The 18,660-nt window shown below is 57.3% G+C and carries 15 protein-coding genes and 1 riboswitch; of the genes, 5 read left to right on the top strand and 10 right to left on the bottom strand.

Annotated elements, in window-relative coordinates; translation table 11 throughout:
* Nucleotides 1-98: 98 nt before the first annotated feature.
* The 6 genes from MYS68_RS29095 to MYS68_RS29070 form a co-directional block, all read right to left on the bottom strand.
* Nucleotides 99-572 (bottom strand): C40 family peptidase, encoded by a 474-nt coding sequence (locus tag MYS68_RS29095; RefSeq protein ID WP_420852168.1) that lies wholly within the window; start codon nucleotides 570-572, stop codon nucleotides 99-101.
* A gap of 3 nt (nucleotides 573-575) precedes the next feature.
* Nucleotides 576-714, bottom strand: a riboswitch (cyclic di-AMP (ydaO/yuaA leader).
* Nucleotides 715-989: 275 nt separating this feature from the next.
* On the bottom strand, nucleotides 990-1,802 hold the full coding sequence (locus MYS68_RS29090) for a hypothetical protein (protein ID WP_248929152.1): 813 nt from the start codon (nucleotides 1,800-1,802) through the stop codon (nucleotides 990-992).
* A gap of 10 nt (nucleotides 1,803-1,812) precedes the next feature.
* Nucleotides 1,813-3,852 carry a M1 family metallopeptidase gene (locus MYS68_RS29085; RefSeq protein WP_248929151.1) on the bottom strand — a complete coding sequence of 680 codons (2,040 nt, stop codon included), beginning with the start codon at nucleotides 3,850-3,852 and terminating at the stop codon, nucleotides 1,813-1,815.
* Nucleotides 3,853-4,220: 368 nt separating this feature from the next.
* Nucleotides 4,221-6,023: an ABC transporter ATP-binding protein gene (locus tag MYS68_RS29080; RefSeq protein ID WP_248931045.1), complete on the bottom strand. Its 1,803-nt coding sequence runs from the start codon at nucleotides 6,021-6,023 to the stop codon at nucleotides 4,221-4,223.
* 55 nt (nucleotides 6,024-6,078) lie between these two features.
* Complete coding sequence (locus MYS68_RS29075; protein WP_248929150.1) at nucleotides 6,079-7,815, bottom strand: ABC transporter ATP-binding protein; 1,737 nt, start codon at nucleotides 7,813-7,815, stop codon at nucleotides 6,079-6,081.
* 28 nt (nucleotides 7,816-7,843) lie between these two features.
* On the bottom strand, nucleotides 7,844-8,266 hold the full coding sequence (locus MYS68_RS29070) for a MarR family winged helix-turn-helix transcriptional regulator (RefSeq protein WP_248931044.1): 423 nt from the start codon (nucleotides 8,264-8,266) through the stop codon (nucleotides 7,844-7,846).
* Nucleotides 8,267-8,486: 220 nt separating this feature from the next.
* On the opposite strand from MYS68_RS29070, the gene MYS68_RS29065 reads away from it, so the two are divergent.
* Nucleotides 8,487-8,984 (top strand): YwhD family protein, encoded by a 498-nt coding sequence (locus MYS68_RS29065; protein WP_248929149.1) that lies wholly within the window; start codon nucleotides 8,487-8,489, stop codon nucleotides 8,982-8,984.
* Between the two features lie 709 nt (nucleotides 8,985-9,693).
* Here MYS68_RS29065 and MYS68_RS29060 read toward each other — a convergent pair.
* On the bottom strand, nucleotides 9,694-10,503 hold the full coding sequence (locus tag MYS68_RS29060) for a dienelactone hydrolase family protein (protein WP_248929148.1): 810 nt from the start codon (nucleotides 10,501-10,503) through the stop codon (nucleotides 9,694-9,696).
* A 472-nt stretch (nucleotides 10,504-10,975) separates the two neighbouring features.
* Nucleotides 10,976-12,970 (bottom strand): transglycosylase domain-containing protein, encoded by a 1,995-nt coding sequence (locus MYS68_RS29055; protein ID WP_248929147.1) that lies wholly within the window; start codon nucleotides 12,968-12,970, stop codon nucleotides 10,976-10,978.
* A 221-nt stretch (nucleotides 12,971-13,191) separates the two neighbouring features.
* Here MYS68_RS29055 and speE point away from each other — a divergent pair, with 221 nt between their 5' ends.
* The 3 genes from speE to MYS68_RS29040 all read left to right on the top strand — a co-directional run bounded on the left by speE (nucleotide 13,192) and on the right by MYS68_RS29040 (nucleotide 15,527).
* Nucleotides 13,192-14,019, top strand: coding sequence for a polyamine aminopropyltransferase (gene speE, locus MYS68_RS29050; RefSeq protein WP_248929146.1), 828 nt, complete (start codon nucleotides 13,192-13,194; stop codon nucleotides 14,017-14,019).
* A gap of 26 nt (nucleotides 14,020-14,045) precedes the next feature.
* Nucleotides 14,046-14,915: an agmatinase gene (gene speB, locus MYS68_RS29045; protein WP_248929145.1), complete on the top strand. Its 870-nt coding sequence runs from the start codon at nucleotides 14,046-14,048 to the stop codon at nucleotides 14,913-14,915.
* Between the two features lie 69 nt (nucleotides 14,916-14,984).
* Nucleotides 14,985-15,527: a hypothetical protein gene (locus tag MYS68_RS29040; protein WP_248929144.1), complete on the top strand. Its 543-nt coding sequence runs from the start codon at nucleotides 14,985-14,987 to the stop codon at nucleotides 15,525-15,527.
* 29 nt (nucleotides 15,528-15,556) lie between these two features.
* Here the strand turns inward: MYS68_RS29040 and MYS68_RS29035 are convergent, their stop codons facing one another.
* Nucleotides 15,557-15,949 carry a DUF1259 domain-containing protein gene (locus MYS68_RS29035; RefSeq protein WP_248929143.1) on the bottom strand — a complete coding sequence of 131 codons (393 nt, stop codon included), beginning with the start codon at nucleotides 15,947-15,949 and terminating at the stop codon, nucleotides 15,557-15,559.
* A gap of 140 nt (nucleotides 15,950-16,089) precedes the next feature.
* Between MYS68_RS29035 and MYS68_RS29030 the strand changes: the two genes are divergently transcribed.
* Nucleotides 16,090-17,364 carry a M16 family metallopeptidase gene (locus tag MYS68_RS29030; protein ID WP_248929142.1) on the top strand — a complete coding sequence of 425 codons (1,275 nt, stop codon included), beginning with the start codon at nucleotides 16,090-16,092 and terminating at the stop codon, nucleotides 17,362-17,364.
* 405 nt (nucleotides 17,365-17,769) lie between these two features.
* Here MYS68_RS29030 and MYS68_RS29025 read toward each other — a convergent pair whose 3' ends face one another.
* The gene (locus MYS68_RS29025; RefSeq protein WP_248929141.1) at nucleotides 17,770-18,612 is read right to left on the bottom strand and encodes an AraC family transcriptional regulator; all 843 of its coding nucleotides are present in this window, start codon (nucleotides 18,610-18,612) and stop codon (nucleotides 17,770-17,772) included.
* Between the last annotated feature and the right edge of the window lie 48 nt (nucleotides 18,613-18,660).

Raw genomic sequence — 18,660 nt, 5'->3', positions numbered from 1 at the left:
AGGTTTTTTTCCACCGGTCCTAAAGACATAAAGCCCTTCAGAGCGCGCCGTCCTTCACAAAAAGGGATCGCTCTGAGGGGCTTTACCGGGTCGGCTCCTTACGGGGAGTCGGTCATGACTTGCTCGTACTGCTCGTCCGAAAGGACGCGGCGGGCGGTCACGTAACGTTTCTTGTAGTAAGAATCATCCAGCTTCGTTACGGTGATTCCCTTGTTGGTGGCGGAGTGGTAGAATTGGCCGTTCCCGACATAAATCCCTACATGCGAGATTCCTTTGCCATCCGTATTGAAAAATACGAGATCGCCCGGGCGAAGATCATCTTTGTCCACCCATGTGCCTTCCTGTGCTTGATCCTTGGACGAATGAGGCAGCTTCGTGTTGAAGAATTTCGCGAAAATGTAGGACGTGTAGCCGGAGCAATCAAAGCCTTTCTCGGTGGTGCCCGCGTACTTGTACGGAGCTCCCATCACCGAATTGACCGCCTGGCTCAGCGGCGTTTCCGCGAAAACACTGCCCGCTCCGATGGAGACGGACATCGCCAAGGTAAACACGAGTACAGCAAACTTTTTCAAAACAAGTTCCCCTTCCTGTGCCTACGAGGTTAGCTTTAGGGTTCGGTTGAAGGTTCCCTATGATCACTTGAAATCGAGATCAATTCACCCGGAAGTGGTTCCCCCGTTTCCCTCTGGTGAGGGAATTCGGCAAGTTTTTCTTGTTGATTTTGTTGCTGGTACTTCAAATTCGTCAAAAAAAGCGAAATTCCTGCTCGGGACACAAAATTTTCACAAAAAACCTCGAAAAAGGTACGTTTATCTCCGAATATCACCTGTTTTTAGGACTAGCTCTTAAAATCAGACGACAGATCGCCAAACGCTTGTTTTATGCGGGTTTTCTGCGCAAAAAAGAATCAGGCCCCGCCTCTGTAAAGAGACGGAGCCCGATCCTGTGTCAAATCCTGCTCTATCTATACGATTGTCGATTTCGACAATTTACGCCTTCGCCAGCCAAATCCGGTATTGGGCCGAAATGGCCCATACTTTGCAAAACATTTGCGCCAGCCGGTATGCCTGGTACCCGAGCAGGGCGAAAAATCCGGCCCATATCATTGAAGCGGACATGACGACCGCGGTCAGGAGGAAGCCGACGAGCAGCAGCAGGATGGAAGCGCCGAGAGCAGGCAAAATCCCCCGGCCCATCGTGAGCAGACCTTCCCAGGAGGGGCGGCCGCCCGTTATCGAGAACTGCAGGTACATGAAGACCAGATGAAGGAGATATCCGTACGCCAGGTACGCCGCAAGGATCGGCAGCAGATCCGCCGCGATCGACTCGTAGGTAAACCGGGTCTTCAGCACGCCGGCGGCGGAAGGGAGGACCCACCACAGCGGGGCGAGCGTAAGCAGCATCCGAAGACCGTACAGGCCGAGAAACGGCACGGCCAATTGGCGAATGCCGCGGAAGAAGCGATAGCCGGAATTGAGATCGGTATGGTGAAGCGAGAAGAAGAGGCCGGCGTTCAGCAGCGGAGTCAGCAGCATCCGGGTGACGAGCAGGACGAACGCCCACCAGAGGTACGGTTGGAGCAGGTCGGTTTTCGACAGCTGAAACTGGCTCTCGATCCAGAAGAGACGGGCCGCTTCGCGGCCCATGTCGGCTCCGGGATAACGGTGAAGCAGCGGAACGATGATGGAGTAGACGAGCTTGTATAAAACAAGTCCCCATATCAGATTGTAAACGAACAGGGCGATGACGGCGAAAGGCTGCTTCCACGCCATGTTCCAGCCTTCCTTGATTGTTATTAGCATCTTCTTCACCTCACCATGCGACCCAGCCGAACAAGGTCTCAATAAATTTGACGGAGCCGAGATTCCAGCGCATCGCCAGCTTCGGGTCCACGTTCGTTCTCATAAAGCTGTTGATATGTTTGTTCTCGAGCACGTTCGTATAATGGGGATCGATGGCGACCCAGTCGACGGGGGAGGAGTGCGTCAGCTTGAAAATGACTTCGCTCTCGGTGCCTTCCCACACTTTGCCGGTTTGCGAGCCGTCGGCGAAATGGAATACGATCGGAACGTGGCCGTAGCTGCCGCCGAGCTTGCGAATAAGCACGCTCGATTCGTAAAGCGTGAGACCGTCATGCTCCAGCGGTTTCACGCGGATGCCGTCGACCGCGAAGTCCGTCATCATGCCGCCGAATACATATTGCTTGAAAAAGTCGTCCCAGCCCGCCTTCGTCGTATCCTCGACGATGCGCTGAAAATCGGCCGTAGTGGGATGCTTGAATTTCCACTGCTGGAAGTAGTTTTTCATGATGCGTTCCATAAGCTCCGGGCCGACCTGCCGTTCGATCGATTTGAGCACCAGCTTGGCTCGGGTGTACACGTTTTCCGCATACTCGTCGTGTCCCTTGTACTTCCAGGCAAGCTGCTTGAGAGGCTCCGGTGCGGTAATGTAACTTGACTCGACCGGCAGGTTCGGACGTACGCCGTATTCCGCCTCCATCAGCTTATCTTCGGCATAAGAGGTGAAGCCTTCATCGAGCCAAGCTTCCTCGAACTCGTTCGACGCCACCATGCCGTACCAAAACTGATGGCCGATTTCGTGAACGAGCACGCGCTCCAGTTCCAGATCGGGCTTCTCTTCCTCGGCGGCCCAACTGGTGATCAGCGTCGGATATTCCATCCCCCCGGCGCCATTGCCCCCCTTCGGAGGAACCACGATCGACAGCGTCGAGTACGGGTAGCTGCCGAACCACTGCGAGTAGCGGGCGAGCGCTTTTTTGGCGGCGGTCATGTAGCGGGTTTTGAGCGCTTCGTGGGACGGATCGAGGTACAGCTTGATTTTGACCCCGGGCAAATTGGCAGTCGCATACGGCTCTTCGACGTAGACGAAATTCGGCGAGGCGGACCAGGCGAAATCGTGCACGTCATCGGCGTAGAAGCTGTATGTTTTCCATTGCCCGTCGTCGACCGGAGGTCTCGTCGGGAAACCCGTCGCGGCGACCGTATATTTGGAAGGCACTTTCACCTTCACTTCATAGATGCCGAAATCGGCGTAAAACTCGGAATTGCCGTGATACTGGTGAATGCTCCAGCCTTCTTCCGCACGCCCCCTTGTTCCCGCCGGCTCATAGACGGCGATTTTCGGGAACCATTGTCCGGCCATAATAAAGTCGTCCAGGTAGCCCATGCGGGCAAACACGGTAGGGAGCTGTACGGTAAAATCGGTCCGCAGCGTCAGCTTCTCGCCGGGGGCCACCGGCTTGGGCAAAGTGACCTTGAGCAGCGTGCGGTCCTCCTTGTTGCCGTCATCCGGCTGGACGTATTCGGCGCGGATCAGCAGGTCTTCTCCGGTCAGCGTCTTCATGGAGAGAAGCTCCATGCCGCCGAAGCTGCCTTCCTTCGCTTTATCGCCCCGCAGCTGGCCCCCGGATTCCTTCATAAACGTCGTTTTTTTCGAAGCGAAGGCATTCGGGTACAGATGAAAGTAAAGTTCGCTTACTGGCTTTGCGCCGGGGTTTCTCCAGGTGAGCGTTTGCTGGCCGTCCAGCTTCTTGTGCTCCGCGTTCAGATCGACGGTCATGTGGTATTCAACGATGCGGTCGCTTAGCGGCTTGGGGGCGGGGCGCTCCAGGGGCTTCGCCGGCACGGCGGGCGGCAGCGGGCTTTCTGTGGCCGGCATCACCGGCTCCGTAAGCTGGGCCAGCACGGCGGCGGCGGGTGACTCCTTGAAAGGAATGGGATCGCCAAGCCCGGAAGGCTGCTGCAGGAGCGAGCCGGCTATGAGTGTCGTGCTCGTGGCGAGCAGAAAGGCGGTCATCCATTTGGCGAAAGGATGGGAGAGAGCGGTTTTCATTACTTTTTCACCCCGTTGACAAGCATCTACAGCATGTATATGTGGGCAAGCCGGGGAATATATCTAACGCTCCATGAAAAAATGGGACAAAGCGGAAAAAGGCCGCTCCCGGCGTAGGGAGCGGCTTGAGGAAGAGATGCGGCGGGAAGGGCCGAGAGGAGGAAAAATCGTCTCTCGGCCGCCGGAACAAGCGTCAAGCGAGACTGAGAGCGGGAATGGGCGCTCTCGGCCCGGTTATTGGGCCGCGGCGGGAGGCGGGAAGAGCCGAGAGGAGGAAAAACCGTCTCTCGGCCACCGGAACAAGCGCTAAGCGAGACTGAGAGCGGGATTTGGCGCTCTCGGTCAGTACGTTGTGGCCATTACCTGCTTCACATAACCCTGCGGAATTGGCTGTTGTACAGCTCGGCGTAGAAACCTTGCCGTGCGAGCAGCTCCTCGTGAGTGCCCCGCTCGATAATCTGCCCGCCGTTAATGACCAGAATCATGTCCGCCTCGCGGATCGTGCTCAGCCGGTGGGCGATGACGAAGCTGGTGCGCCCTTTCATCAGCACGTTCATCGCCGCTTGAACATGCATCTCCGTGCGCGTATCGATGCTGCTGGTCGCCTCGTCGAGAATGAGGACGGACGGATTCGCGAGGATCGCCCGCGCGATCGTCAGCAGCTGCCGCTGCCCCTGGCTCAGGTTGCCGCCTTCGGCCGTCAGCACCGTATCGTAGCCCTGCGGCAGCTTGGCGATGAAGCTGTCGGCGCCCGCCAGCTTCGCGGCGGCTTCGACTTCTTCGGGCGTGGCATCCAGCCGGCCGTAGCGAATGTTCTCGCGGACCGTACCTACGAAAAGGTACGCATCCTGCAAAACGATGCCGAGCCGGCCTCTCAGGCTGTTTTTGTCCATGTCGCGAATGTCCGTCCCGTCAATCGTAATCGTACCGCTGTCGATTTCGTAAAATCGCGTCAGCAGATTGACGATGGTCGTCTTCCCGGCGCCCGTCGGACCGACCAGCGCGACGCAATCGCCGGGACGCGCAGTGAAGGTGACATCGCGGAGCACGGGCGAATCTTTTTTATAGCTGAAGCTGACGTCCTTGAAAATCACTTCACCCTCGACGCCCGCTACTTGCCGGCCTTCCCCGGGATCCTCATATTCCGTCTCCGTATCGAGAATCTCGAACACCCGTTCAGCCCCCGCGATGCCCGATTGAATCATGTTGTACTGGTTGGCGAGCTCGTTGATCGGGCGGCCGAGCTGGCGGGAATAGTTAAGGAACGTCACGATAACCCCGATCGTCGTCCAGCCGTTCAGCGCCATCCAGCCTCCGATTGCCGCGATCAGCGCAAAGCTGGAGTTGTTCAGCACGTTCATGACCGGTCCCATCGTCCCGGAAAACACCTGCGCTTTCACGCTCGAGTCGCGGAGTTTCAGATTAATGTCGTGGAACTGCTGCAGCGAAGCCTGCTCCCGGCGAAAAATTTGCACGACCTTCTGGCCGGACACCGTTTCCTCAATATACCCGTTCAGCTCCCCGAGATGCTGCTGCTGGTCCTTGAAAAACCGGCGGGTGCGCTTCGAGATGAACCCCGTCACCAGAGTGACGAGAGGGACCGTAACGAGGCTGATGACCGTGAGCCATACGTTTAACGCCAGCATCATGGCGAGCGATCCGGCGAGCGTGACGAAGCTGGCAATCAGTTGGGTCACGCTTTGGCTCAGCGAGTTCGAAACGTTTTCGATATCGTTGGTCGTACGGCTCATCAGTTCCCCATGCGTTTTGCCGTCAAAAAAACGGAGCCGAAGTTTCTGCAGGTGGGAAAACAGATCGCGCCGCATCTCCATGACGGTATGCTGGGCGACGCCGGCCATCACATAACCTTGAAGCCAGGTCGCGAAGCTGCCGAACGCATAGACGACGAGCAGAAGCAGACATATCCGCAGAAGTCCGGCAGCCTGCTGAGGAATGACGTAATCGTCTACCGCTTTGCCGATCAAATACGGTCCGGCCAGCGCGAGACCCGAGCTGGCGATGGACAGCACGAAAACCGAAATCAGCCCGGCGCGCTGCCGGCTCAAATATTGCCATATGCGCCCGAGGGTGGCGCGGGTATTTTTGGCGCGCACCTTCGGCATCATGCCGCGGCCTGCGCCTCCGCCGCCCATCGGCATGCCCATGCCCATCGGAGGGCCGGGCGGCCGGCCGATTTCCGGCGAAGCATCTTTTCGGACGGGTGCCTCAGCCATGAAGGACCTCCTCCTTGCCCAACTGGGATTTGTAGATATCCTGGTAAACGGGACTTTGCGCCATCAGCTCGCGGTGCGTTCCCCGCGCTACGATACGTCCGTCCTCCAACACTAATATCAGATCCGCATCGAGCACCGATGAGATTCGCTGAGCGATGAGCACGCAGGTGCTGCCGGCCATCAGCTCCCTCAGCGCTTTCTGGATTCGCGATTCGGTCCCGAGATCGACGGCGCTCGTGCTGTCGTCGAGAATGAGCACCTTCGGCCGGACGAGCAGAGCCCGTGCGATGGATATGCGCTGCTTCTGCCCGCCGGACAGGTTGACGCCCTTCTGGCCGAGCTCGGTATCGTAGCCGTCCGGGAAGCCCATGATGAAATCGTGGGCTTGCGCCGCTTTCGCCGCCGCTTCGACTTCCTCTTGGGAAGCGTCGGGTTTGCCGAACCGGATGTTGTCGCGGATCGTACCGGTGAACAAAATCGACTGCTGAAGCACCATGCCTATCCGGCTTCTCAGGTGCCGGAGCGAGATGTCCCGCACGTCGGTCCCGTCAATGAGCACCCGGCCGCCGGATGCATCGTACAGGCGGGGAATCAGGCCGACGAGCGACGATTTGCCGGAGCCCGTCGCGCCGAGAATGGCGATCGTTTGCCCGGGTTCCGCGGTGAAGCTGATATCGCTCAGCACGATCTCCTTGGCTTCTGCGCCATAAGCGAACGAGACGCGGTCGAACTCGATTTTTCCGAAGCGAATGGCATCGTCCCGGGCGTCCGTTCGTTCGGCAATCTCCGAATTCGCAGCAAACACTTCGTTAATGCGGTCGGCGGACGCTTTGGCGCGGGAAACGTTCATCAGCATCATGCCGACCATCAGCAGAGAGGCGAGCACCTGCATCACATAGTTCAAAAAGGCGATCAGATCGCCGACCTGCAGCGAACCGCTCCACGTTTGTGCGGCTCCGAACCAAAGCACGGCGACGATGCTGAAGTTCATTATCAACATCATCAGCGGCATGTTCAGCGCGATCATTCTCGCCGCCTTCAGCGCCATATCAGTGTAATCTTGGTTTGCATCGCCGAAGCGGCTGCGCTCGTAGTCCGCCCGCACGAACGCTTTGACGACGCGGATGCCGGACAAGTTTTCCTGCAGCACGTTGTTCACGGCGTCCAGCTTCGCCTGCACGTTGGCGAACAGCGGGAACGACAAGCGGATCAGCCAATACAGCACGACGAACAAAATCGGGATCGACACGGCGAGCACCAGCGCCAGACGCGGGCTGATCGTCAGCGCCATGACAACGCTCCCGAGTGCGAGGAACGGAGCGCGGACGAAGATGCGCAGCGTCATTTGCACGAGATTTTGCACCTGAACGATGTCTCCGGTGAGCCGGGTAACGAGCGAGCCCGCTTTGAAACGGTCCAGATTGCCGAACGAGAACGTTTGCACATGCCGATACAGCGCTTTCCGAAGATCGGCTCCGAAATACTGCGAGGCTTTGCTGGAAAAAACCGTGCAGCCCACCCCTCCGATAAGTCCGATCAGAGCGTACAGCAGCATGAAGCCTCCGGTATGCTGAATGTGCTGCAGATCGCCTTTCATGACGCCGTCGTTGACGATGCTCGCCATCAGCTTCGGCTGCAGCAAATCCATATACACCTCGAGCAGCATAAGCAGAGGCGCGAGCAGAACGGATAACCAATAAGGTTTCAAGTAGGTCGCAAGCTTCCACATCGCTTCCATCACCTCATTATTTTGTCGACTAACTATGTTCGGATTCGATATCCTTGCTTAAATTGTCATGCATATGAAGCAAAAAACGGCGGAGCAGCAGCTTCTCCTCCTCGCGGAAATCTTCGAAGCATTTTTGCTCGGAGGCATGGATCGCCTCTTTCACCTTGCCGGCCACCTCCAGCCCTTTTTCCGTCAAAAAGACCCGGGAAACCCTTTGGTCGCGGGGGTCCGGCTTTCGCTCAAGGAGCCCGTTTTTTTGCATGCGGGTGATCATGACGGTCAGCGTGGCCGGCTTGACCCGCATTTTTGCGGCAAGCTCGCTTTGGCTCTGTCCGTTCCGCTCAAGGAGACGCATCAGCAAGGGAGGCTGGCCGGGATATACCTCGTAATCCTGCAGCAGCACGTGAATATGGTGGCGGTGGAGCTTCATGACATGCCCCATCATATGCATCAACGAGTTCGAATCGCGCAAGAGGAGTCGCTCCTTTCTAATATTTAGTCAGCTAATGATTAGTGTATGACCGGCTGCCGAAGCAGTCAACCATTTTTTAGCAATGGGCCGAGAAATTTTTACCGTGGGGTTTGAAAAAGAGGCCGCACATTCGTTAAAATAAAAGGAAGGCCGGAAAGTGTGAATTCGGGCCATTTTTCGGAATGGATGGTGCCATGCAGTGGAAGCGGATAAAGGGAAAAAGCTGGCGCTCAATATCGTCAGCGGCAAGGTCGAGCATAAAGGCTTTGGAGCCGGTTCAATCGATTTGAACAACATGTCGAGCGTCATTATCGACGGCGATGAAGCATATTTGGATATGGGCGCAATGCACGCCAAGAGCAAGGTCGAGAAGGGCATCAAGTTTTCCACGAATAAGGAAGACGTGCCGAACGGCCGTAAATGCTGGATCGTTTGGGTCGCTGTAGACCGAAATGAGCAGGGAGAAAAGTATTACGCGGGCGTTACGGCCTGCGAGATGCTGGTTGACCCGGAAGCGCGCAAGGGCTGGAAAATTCTCGCCGATCACGTTAACAAGATGGACTACGCGCTGAAGCGGCGCATCATTTTGGAGGGACTGAGCGATGCCGAGAAAGCGGCGCTGAAGCGCTGCCTGATCGAGCAAGGGCCTGACATTTGGGAAAATTCGGGTGAGGTGCTGAAGCAGGCGCTGGCTTAAAGGTTCGACGAACCTGTCCGTGAATGTAAGGATAAAACGTTCCGGAGAAACGAGCATAGAGCCGCCCGGTGCTGCTGTTTGCGGAGGTATGGAGCCGCCGGAAGCCCGTTTTTAAAATGTGTCATTTATGTGTCGGTGGTTGTGAGCGGCGCTTTTCCGAGGTATACTATTCGCTGGTGTATGCACAGTATACTAGGACAGCAAACAGGCGGCTCCCGGGGGCTGCCTGTTTGTGTTGTGAGAGGCCGAGAACTAGTCGCCTTCCCCAACTGGATTCGCATATGCTATTGCCGGTATTGCTGGTATATTTGACGTGTGGTAAGATGATAACTATAAAGACCGCCGCTGCGGGAACAGCGGCGGCCGGCAGCACCAAAGGCTGTGGCCTGACCACGGCATGCGATGACTTAGATGTTAAGCGAAAGACCACCGTGGGTTGGCGAACCTCGTGCGGTGGTCTTTTCGCTTAACGCCGCTTTCTGCGAATCCATCGAACCAGCTTTCTTCCGGAGAATTGCGTAAAAACCAAGGCCGTTACCCTATGGGGTAGCGGCCTTGGTTTTTGCTGTTCATCGACTGGTGGGCGGCATCCGATTCAGTGGGCGTTAACTCCGCCGATGCGTTTTTTTCGAAATACTGCAGATGGCTGAATGTGCTGGACCACGTCACCGGCTCATGAAGCGCTCCCCGCTATCTGATCGAATCAAGATTACTGTCCGAGCCGCTCCCGCAAAAACTCCAACGTGCGGCGGAACGCGTCCTGCGACGGTTCCTCGCGGTACGACGGCCGCGTGTCGTTGAAGAAAGCGTGCGGCGCGCCGTCGTAGACGACGTAGTCGAAGCGCTTGCCGTGCTCCTTCATCGCTTCGGCGAATGCTGGCACCGCATCGGTGATGCGGCGGTCGAGCTCGCCGTAGAAGCCGAGCACCGGGCACGCGATGCCCGGGATCTCCTCGGCGGCCGGCGCGCCGCCGTAGAAGACGACCGCGCCCGCCAGCTGCGGGTCGCGGCAGGCCAGCTGGGCGGCCAGCATGCCGCCCAGGCAGAAGCCGACGGCGGCCGTGCGCGGGGCCGCCGGGCCATCCTCGCGGCGCAGCCACTGCGCCGCGGCATACACCGGCTCCGCAAGCGCGCTGCGGTCGCCGTTAAAGATCGCGCCGAGCGTTTCGCGCAGCCGCTCGGCCTCATCTGCGGGCAGCGCGGCAAGCGTCTGCTCCTGCACATCGGGGCCGCCCGGGACGGCGGGCGGAAGCGCGTCGCGGAACCGCTTCACGGCCTCGACGCGCTCGGCCTCAAGCGCTTCCGGGCGCTTGCCGTTTCGCGCGTACAGATCCGGCGCGAAAGCGGTGTAGCCGGCGGCGGCAAAGCGCCGCGTCACATCCTGAATATGGGGGTCGACACCCCAGATTTCCTGAATCACAAGCACCGCGGGCCGAGGGCCCGCCGCAGTTTCCTCCGGCTGCGCCAGATAGCCGCTGAATTCCCCGTAGGTCGTCCATTCCGTGCGTACATTTGCCATGCCATAACTCCTCCTCTTATCGAAAAAGCATGCCAAGCTCTCCCCACCAGCATATTCCAAAACGCGGCGATTCACAAGATGGCGGGGGACGGAGAAGGGGAGGATAAGCCCTCAATGTGGTCAGGCTAAGCGGGGCCATAGCGGAACTCCGGTTCGCTAAGTGGATCCATTTCGGATATTTTGGAAAATTAGCGGAACTCAGGTGATCTATTGGACTGAATTCCCACTCCCCAAGCCAGTTTCCACAGATTTAGCGCATCTCAGTTCCTTTATTTTTTCAATGTGTCCGTTTATCCAAGGTTAACGAACGTGTGTTCCGCTAGTTCCAACGGATCTAGAACACAGCCCCCTACGCGTCGTATAAGCTTAAACATTTGCGCTTCATACGTTGCGTACGTTGCGCGGAGAGGAGAATGGCTGCCGCTCGACGGCCAAGCCATATTCAGTCCCCCTCCGCTGCTGTTTTGCCGGCTCAGTCGTTCCACCAGCGCTTCAGATCGTTCCACCACGTCGAGTTGCCCTTCGTCTTCGGCGGCGTTTCCTTGGCGGGCGCCGGTTTTTGCGTGCAGTATTCGGTCGGCTCAGTGCCTTTCACGAACGCTTCCATCCGCGAGTTCGGGCAGTCTTCGTTGGCGAGCTTGCCTGTGGCCGGATCGATGTATACGTTCACGACGCCGTCCGGGATCGGGAACAGCTTCGGCGGCACCGACTCGAGCGCGCCTTCCGTGAAATCGGCGAAAATCGGCGCGGCCAAATACGATTCCACCGCGCTGACGGTGCGGCCTTTGTCGTAGCCGACCCATACGGCCGTGGACAGCTCCGGCGTGAAGCCGACCATCCACGCGTCGGTATCGGTCGTGCCGGTTTTGCCGGCGACCGGCCGTTTGATCTGCTTCGAGACGCGGCTGCCGGTGCCGCCGTCGTCAAAGACGCTTTCCATCAGGCTGGTCATCACGTACGTATAATTCGGGTCGGCGACCTGCTCCTCGTGCGGCTCCGCTTCGTACAGGACGCGGCCCGAAGAATTCTCGATTTTCAAAATCGCCACCGGATCGACATGTACCCCTTGATTGGCGAACACGCCGAACGCCGAAGCCATTTCCAGCGGGCTGACCGGGAATGTGCCGAGCGCCAGCGAAGGCAAAGGCTGCATCGGGCTTGTGATGCCGAATTTGCGTGCGGTGGCGATGACGTTTTCCGCCCCCACGTCCAGCAGCGTGTGCACGGCGAAAATATTGTCCGATTTGGCGATCGCCGTACGCAAATCGATCCAATCGAAATAATGATTGTTGAAGTTGCTCGGCGTGTACGTCTGCCGTCCTTTATCGTAGGTGAACGTCGTCGGCTCGCTTTTGAACCGGGTGACCGGGGTGAACCGGTTCGTCTGCAGCCCCGTGTAATACACGAACGGCTTGAACGACGACCCCGGCTGGCGGCTGGACGCCAGAGCGCGGTTGTACTGGTTTTCCGCATAGCTTTTGCCGCCGACCATCGCCTTGATGTAGCCGTTGCGCGGATCGACCGCGACCAAAGCGGCCTGCAGCTCTCCACGGTCCTTCAAAGTGCTCGCCACAACGTCGTCGGCGATTTTTTGCGCGCGCAGGTCCAGCGTCGTGTACACCTTCAGCCCGCCTTCGTCGAATTGTTCCTCGGGAATGCCGAGTTTGTCGATTGCGAGATTACGCACGTAATCGCGAAAATACGGCGCGGCGGCCGGCTTTTTTTCCTCCAGCGGCTTGTAGGTTAAAGGTTCTTTCGACGCCCGATCGGCCTCCCGCTGGGTGATATATCCGCTTTCGACCATCGTCTGCAGCACCGTCATCTGGCGCTCCTTCGCTTTTTTCTCGTCATAATAAGGAGAGTAGTAGCGCGGTCCCTTCGGGATGCCGGCCAGGAGCGCGCTTTCCGCCAGCGTCAGGTCGCGGGCGTCCTTGCCGAAAAACAGCTTTGCCGCCGCCTGAATGCCGTACGTGGAGTGCCCGTAATAAATTTGGTTCAAATACTGCTCAAGGATTTCGTCCTTTGACAAGTGCATCTCAAGCTGCATCGCGTAAAACGTTTCCTTGATTTTGCGCGTCCACGTCCGCTCGTGGTTCAAATACAAATTCCGCGCGAGCTGCTGGGTGATCGTCCCGGCGCCCTGCACCTTGGCCATATGCTGCAGGTTGACGTAGGCGGCCCGAATAATGCCTTTCGGATCGAAGCCGAAATGGTTGTAAAAATTGCGGTCCTCCGTCGCCAGCGTCGCCTTCACCAAATAATCCGACACGTCCGACAGCCTTACGGCTTCGCGGTTTTGCCCGGAATGAAAGGAATCGATGATTTCTCCGTGGACGTCGTACATTTGCGTCGCTTGCTCCATTTTGGAGGCGGGCAATGCCTGGGAGCGAAGGTACAGCAAAAATACTATCGAAAAGGCGGCAAATACCACCAGGGACGAGAACATGAAGGAAAAGAGCTTTTTCATAGCCGCCCTCCTGAAATTCAGTCTATACTATTAATCCAGTATGGAATGGAATGGGAGGAGGTATTCTAGAAAAGTTAAATATTTTTTAAATCGCCATAAAACGGGACTGCGCGCTGTTGCATTTTTGCCGGGATACTCTATAATACAATTTGATGTTTGGAACAGAGGAAAAAAGCCCCTTCCCGCAGGAAGATTATTTTAGATGAAAAGAGGTAATCGCGATGGAATTGTGGTATACGGAGAAACAAACGGAAAACTTCGGCATTACGGCTAAAATCCGCGAGACGCTCGTTACGGAAAAAACCGATTTTCAAGATTTGGCGATGATCGATACGGTCGAATGGGGCCGCATGCTCGTGCTGGACGGCATGGTCATGACAACGATCAAGGACGAGTTCGTATACCATGAGATGGTCGCGCATCCGGCGCTCTATACGCATCCGAATCCGAAGCACGTGCTCGTTGTCGGTGGCGGGGACGGCGGCGTTATCCGCGAGGTGCTGAAGCATCCCGAAGTGGAGAAGGCGGTTCTCGTAGAGATCGACGGCAAAGTCATCGAGTATTCGAAAAAGTACCTGCCGGAAATCGCCGGCGAGCTCGATAACCCGCGCGTGGAAGTGATCGTCAACGACGGCTACATGCACATCCACGATCACAAAAATACATACGACGTCATCATGGTCGACTCGACCGAGCCGGTCGGACCGGCGGTCAACCTGTTTACGCAAGGCTTCTATAAAGGCATTTTCGACGCGCTGAAGGAAGACGGCATCTTCGTCGCACAGACGGACAATCCGTGGTTCAAGGCCGATCTGATCAAAACCGTGAACCGCGACGTGAAGGAAATTTTCCCTATCGTTCGCGTGTACTGCGCCAACATCCCGACGTATCCGAGCGGTCTGTGGACCTTCACGATGGGCAGCAAGAAATACGATCCGCTGCAAGTGGACGAAACGAAAATCCCGGACATCGATACGAAGTATTACACGCCAAGGCTGCACAAAGCGGCTTTTGCGCTGCCGAAGTTCGTTGAGGATTTGACGAAGTAATTTATAATGGCGAAGGAAGTGTCCCCATGCGTTTGGATCAAAAATATTCCGGCAACGTGTTCATCCTGAGCTCCGACGATTACGCGGCTTCCCGCGCAGTCATCTACGGCATGCCGATGGATTATACCGTCAGCTTCCGTCCCGGCTCCCGCTTCGGCCCGGCGCGTATCCGCGAAGTGTCGATCGGGCTGGAGGAATACAGTCCTTATCTCGATAAAAGCCTCGAAGACATCACCTATTTCGATGCCGGGGACCTGCTGCTGCCGTTCGGCAACGCCGGACGCAGCCTGGAAATCATCGGCGAATATGTGCGCGGTTTGCTAGCGGACGGTAAATTCCCGTTTGGCCTCGGCGGCGAGCACCTCGTCAGCTGGCCGGTCATTCAGGAAGTGTATAAGAAATATCCGGACCTCGCGCTCATCCATATCGACGCTCACGCCGACCTGCGCGAGCAGTACGAAGGCGAGCCCCTGTCGCACTCGACTCCGGTCCGCAAAGCCGCTGCGCTGATGGGCGGCAAAAACATTTACCAATTCGGCATCCGCTCCGGTTCGCGCGAGGAGTTCCAGTTCGGCCGCGAGAACATCAACTTCCACCCGTTCGAGGTGCTGGCGCCGCTGAAAAAAGTGCTGCCGGAACTCGCCGGACGGCCGGTCTACTTGACGATCGACATCGACGTTCTCGATCCGTCCTGCGCGCCGGGCACCGGTACGGCCGAAGCGGGCGGTATCACGTCGAAGGAGCTGCTTGAGGCGATTCACGCAATGGCGGCGTCAGATATCAACTTCGTCGGCGCCGATCTGGTGGAGGTTGCCCCGGGGTACGACCCGACGGAGCAGACGCAGATTGTGGCCAGCAAGCTGATTCGCGAAATGCTGCTCGGCCTGGTGAGATAATAACGATAAGAACTCAGAGCCGCCCTGCGGTCCGCTGAGTTCTTTTGCTTTTAAGGAGGGGGTTTCTAAGTGAAGCCGGATTTGAGCGGTTTGAAGGCGGTTGCGCAAGCTCTTGAAAAGGCCGGAATTGCCTATGCATTAGGAGGGAGCGGCCTGCTCTACAGTCTGGGGCTTGCGGAAACGGTGAACGATTGGGATGTGATGACGGAGGCGCAGCAGGATGTGGTGGAGCGGTCGCTTCGGGATTTTGACGTGGCGGAAAAGAAAAGCGGGGATTTCCCGTTTGCGACTGCGTACAAGCTGATGGTGCGCTTTCGCGATGGGCAGCCGCCGGTCGAGATGATAGGTTCGTTCGCCATCCGTTCGGAGCAGGGCTTGTGCCGCTTGCCGGCCATTCCGTCATCCCGTTGGGAAGGGATTTGGACCGGCAGCGCGGAAGTATGGTACGCCGCTTACTCCCTGATGCAAAGGACGGAGAAAGCCGAACTGCTGCTCGCGTACTTGCGCAAGCACGGCGTGGACCGGGAGGCGGTGCGCAGGCTGCTCGAAGAGCCGCTGCCCCCGGCGATAAAAGCCGAGCTTTCCGCCCTGCATCGGCGGCAAGATCGGTAAGCGCGGCTTTTGATTGAATGCAATGCCGCTTACATTTGCAGCACGCTTAACGCAAACAAGGTCTTGCGGGCGAATTGAAGCGGAGGTTCGACCGACATAAAGTGTACATAGTAAATGGGCGGCTGTTCAAACAACCAATGGTTGTGTATGGCGCTGATGAGAATGCCCTGGTTTTGCAGCCGATGGGTGAAGGGGGCGATTTCGTCCTGAAGCAGCGAAATTTCGCCCAGATTCAGCGTGTTTCCCCGTGCATCCGGCGACTCGATGGAGAGGTCGACTCCCAGCACGTGGTGACTTCGCACCGGCCTCCCCATAATATAGGCGCGGAGCCGGCGGGGAATGGATACGGAGCACACCCCGTTTTCCAGCGTAGGCCGCCCCCCGACGATTTCCGCAAATTGCTTGCATACCGTTTCGTTCATATTGAATTCCACCTGTCGTGTTGTTTCTAACAGGTTATGGCCTATGGGCGCAAAAGGTGAGTGTGCCCGGTGCTCTTGAAAAAAGGGTTTTACCGCATCGGCCGTAATTGCGGCGAGTTTTTAAAAGACTGGAGGGACGGATGTTGGAAAAAACGGTACTCCGTAACGGGCTGACCATCATTACCGATCATAACGAAAAAGCCGTTTCCACTCTGCTTTGTTATTGGGTGAAAGCCGGCGGTCATCACGAAGGGGGATATCCGTACGGGATCGCCCATTTTCTGGAGCATATGATGTTCAAAGGTACGGCATCGCGTACGAAGGAAAACATCAACGAGCAGGCGGAGGAAAGCGGCGGCAGGCTGAACGCGTCTACAGGTGCGGACCGGACGCGGTATTTCATGTACACTCCGTATGACGAATGGAAGCGGGGTGCGGAGCTGTTGACCGATATGGTGTTTCGCCCTGCCTTTCCGGAAGAGGAGATTGTCAGGGAGAAGACGGTGGTTATCGAGGAGATTAAACGCTCGGAGGACAACCCGCGGGAGTACGGGGTCCGGCAGCTGTTTCGCATCCTCCGCGGCATGCATCCGGAGCGGGCAAGCGTACTCGGAACGGAGGCGTCGGTCGCCTCGATCACCCGCGACGATTTGCTCCGATTTCATCGGCAGTTTTATCAGCCGGGCAACGTGGTGCTTGTAGCTACCGGTCATATCGACCACGATGCGCTCGTCGCTTATGTGGACTCGCTTACGGTTCCGGCGACGACCAGTCTGCCTTCGCCGGTCGGCCTGGCGAAGCTCAGCCCGTGTCCGCTGGACGGGCGGACGATCCATATCGCAAGGGATATTCGGCAAGCGCAGCTGCACTGGGGCATGTACGGGCCGGACGCCGGATCGGCGGACAAATATGCGGGGTTTGTCGCGCTCCATCTGCTGGGGGGAGGCCGCAGCTCCCGGCTGCGGAAGCTGATCCGCGCGGAGCGGGGGCTTGCCTACGACGTCTCGGCAAGGCTGAGTCCGCTCGTCAGCGAAGGGTTTATTTCCGGCTACGCGGGTATCGACCCGCAGCATATCGACGAGGTGCGCCGCATCATCGTGACCGAGCTGGAGCGGCTGGGATGCGAGCGGGTGCAGGACGACGAGCTGCTGCGCGCTCAAAAGGCGATTACGGGCGGCTATCTGATCGCCGAGGATCGGCCGGAGGCGGTGAACGCCCGGCTCGCGGCGCAGCATATGTACGGCGATGTCATCGACCCGGGCGTATTTGCCGACCGGATCCGCGAGGTGACGGCCGATGACGTGCTCCGGTTTGCGCAAACGTACTTGCAGGAAACCAAAATGCTGTTTATCCAGGTGAGCCGCGAGGGCGAAGCGGGGGCGGGCCGCTCGGAAACGGACGAACGGACGGCGTAAAGCGAAGAACATTCGTTCTTCTGGCGTGCGTATGAGCGTAGGGGGACAATATTTGCAGTGTCAGGCCCAAGCGAAATTTAACGGTTACTTTAAGCGGTTGCCGTCATGGGGTTCGCGGTCCGAACGAGACATACCGGGCAGCTAAAAATAGCGGAACTCACGTTCGCTATCCTCGAAAAAATAGGTGCGTTTGGAAAAATAGAGGAACTGAGATCCGTTAAATCGATGAAAAATGGCGTTTGTACCGGGTGAACAGGCAGATAGATCATCTGAGTTCCGCTAATTTCCAAAAACATCCGAAATGGGCCGATTTAGCGAACTATAGTTCCTCTATGGTTTGTCCCGTTTAACCTGACAGCTGATGCTGTCTCAGCCCGGGCCCCCTTCCCAACGCCAAGCCCCGGTTCACGGCAAATGGTCCAGCCCCATATGAATTCGCCGAAAATGGCTCGGGGTAACCCCTTCCTGCTGCTTGAACAGCTTGATGAAGTAGCTGGGATCCTCATAGCCGACCTGCTTGGCCACTTCCTTGATTTCCAGAGCGGCCTGGCGGAGCAGCAGCTCCTTCGCCTTGCTCAGCCGGAAACGGGTGATGTACACAAACGGGCGAAGGCCGACCGTTTCCCGGAACAGCAGGCACGTATACTGCGGGGAAATCCCGAGCTGCCCGGCGAGCTGCTGGAGAGTGATATCCTCGTGATAATGCCGCTCGATAAAATCGAAAATCGGGGTGAGCTGCTCAAAATGCTGCTGCTTCGACTTCACCTCCGACCGGGAAGCGTACTGGAACAAATCGAGCACGATCCGGTATACCCACCCCGAGCACTCGATCGCGCGGAGCGGATCGTTCGACTGTAGCGCGCTTAAGGCTGCATGCATCTTGCGAAGCGTCACGTCCGGGTGCGTTAAATACAGCACCTGCGAGCCTTGAAAGCCGAGATCGGCGAGCAGCTTGTCCGCATGGTTGCCGTTAAACGTTACCCACTGCACCTCCCAAGGTTCCTTCACCGGATAATAAGCATGTTTTTCATGGGGAAAAAGCAGCATGCCCTGCCCCCGGGATAACGTGTACGATTTGCCGCCGACATCGAGCTGCCCTATGCCTTCCTTCGTTTGAATCCACTGGTAATCGGGAAAACCGTCTTCTCGCTCCATCAGCTCCTGATTGTCCCAGCCTCCGGCGCTCGTGATGTACAGAGGCAGTCTTGAATCCATATCCGTCATGACGCGAAAAATATTTTTATTCACCCAAAAACCACCCATTCATTTGCGAATATATTCATATTAACAAGAAAA

Origin of the sequence: Paenibacillus hamazuiensis, assembly GCF_023276405.1 — a bacterium.
In the GTDB taxonomy this organism is placed as follows: domain Bacteria; phylum Bacillota; class Bacilli; order Paenibacillales; family NBRC-103111; genus Paenibacillus_AF; species Paenibacillus_AF hamazuiensis.
Note: the sequence above shows the minus strand (reverse complement) of the source record. Positions and strands in the feature narration are given on the sequence as shown.

Coding starts and splice junctions, on each gene's coding strand:
- MYS68_RS29060 (WP_248929148.1), bottom strand. CDS start 10,503: ATGGCAAATGTACGCACGGAATGGACGACCTACGGGGAATTCAGCGGC.
- MYS68_RS29030 (WP_248929142.1), top strand. CDS start 16,090: ATGTTGGAAAAAACGGTACTCCGTAACGGGCTGACCATCATTACCGAT.
- MYS68_RS29085 (WP_248929151.1), bottom strand. CDS start 3,852: ATGAAAACCGCTCTCTCCCATCCTTTCGCCAAATGGATGACCGCCTTT.
- MYS68_RS29070 (WP_248931044.1), bottom strand. CDS start 8,266: ATGCATATGATGGGGCATGTCATGAAGCTCCACCGCCACCATATTCAC.
- MYS68_RS29055 (WP_248929147.1), bottom strand. CDS start 12,970: ATGAAAAAGCTCTTTTCCTTCATGTTCTCGTCCCTGGTGGTATTTGCC.
- MYS68_RS29090 (WP_248929152.1), bottom strand. CDS start 1,802: ATGCTAATAACAATCAAGGAAGGCTGGAACATGGCGTGGAAGCAGCCT.
- MYS68_RS29080 (WP_248931045.1), bottom strand. CDS start 6,023: ATGGGCATGGGCATGCCGATGGGCGGCGGAGGCGCAGGCCGCGGCATG.
- speE (WP_248929146.1), top strand. CDS start 13,192: ATGGAATTGTGGTATACGGAGAAACAAACGGAAAACTTCGGCATTACG.
- MYS68_RS29075 (WP_248929150.1), bottom strand. CDS start 7,815: ATGTGGAAGCTTGCGACCTACTTGAAACCTTATTGGTTATCCGTTCTG.
- speB (WP_248929145.1), top strand. CDS start 14,046: ATGCGTTTGGATCAAAAATATTCCGGCAACGTGTTCATCCTGAGCTCC.
- MYS68_RS29035 (WP_248929143.1), bottom strand. CDS start 15,949: ATGAACGAAACGGTATGCAAGCAATTTGCGGAAATCGTCGGGGGGCGG.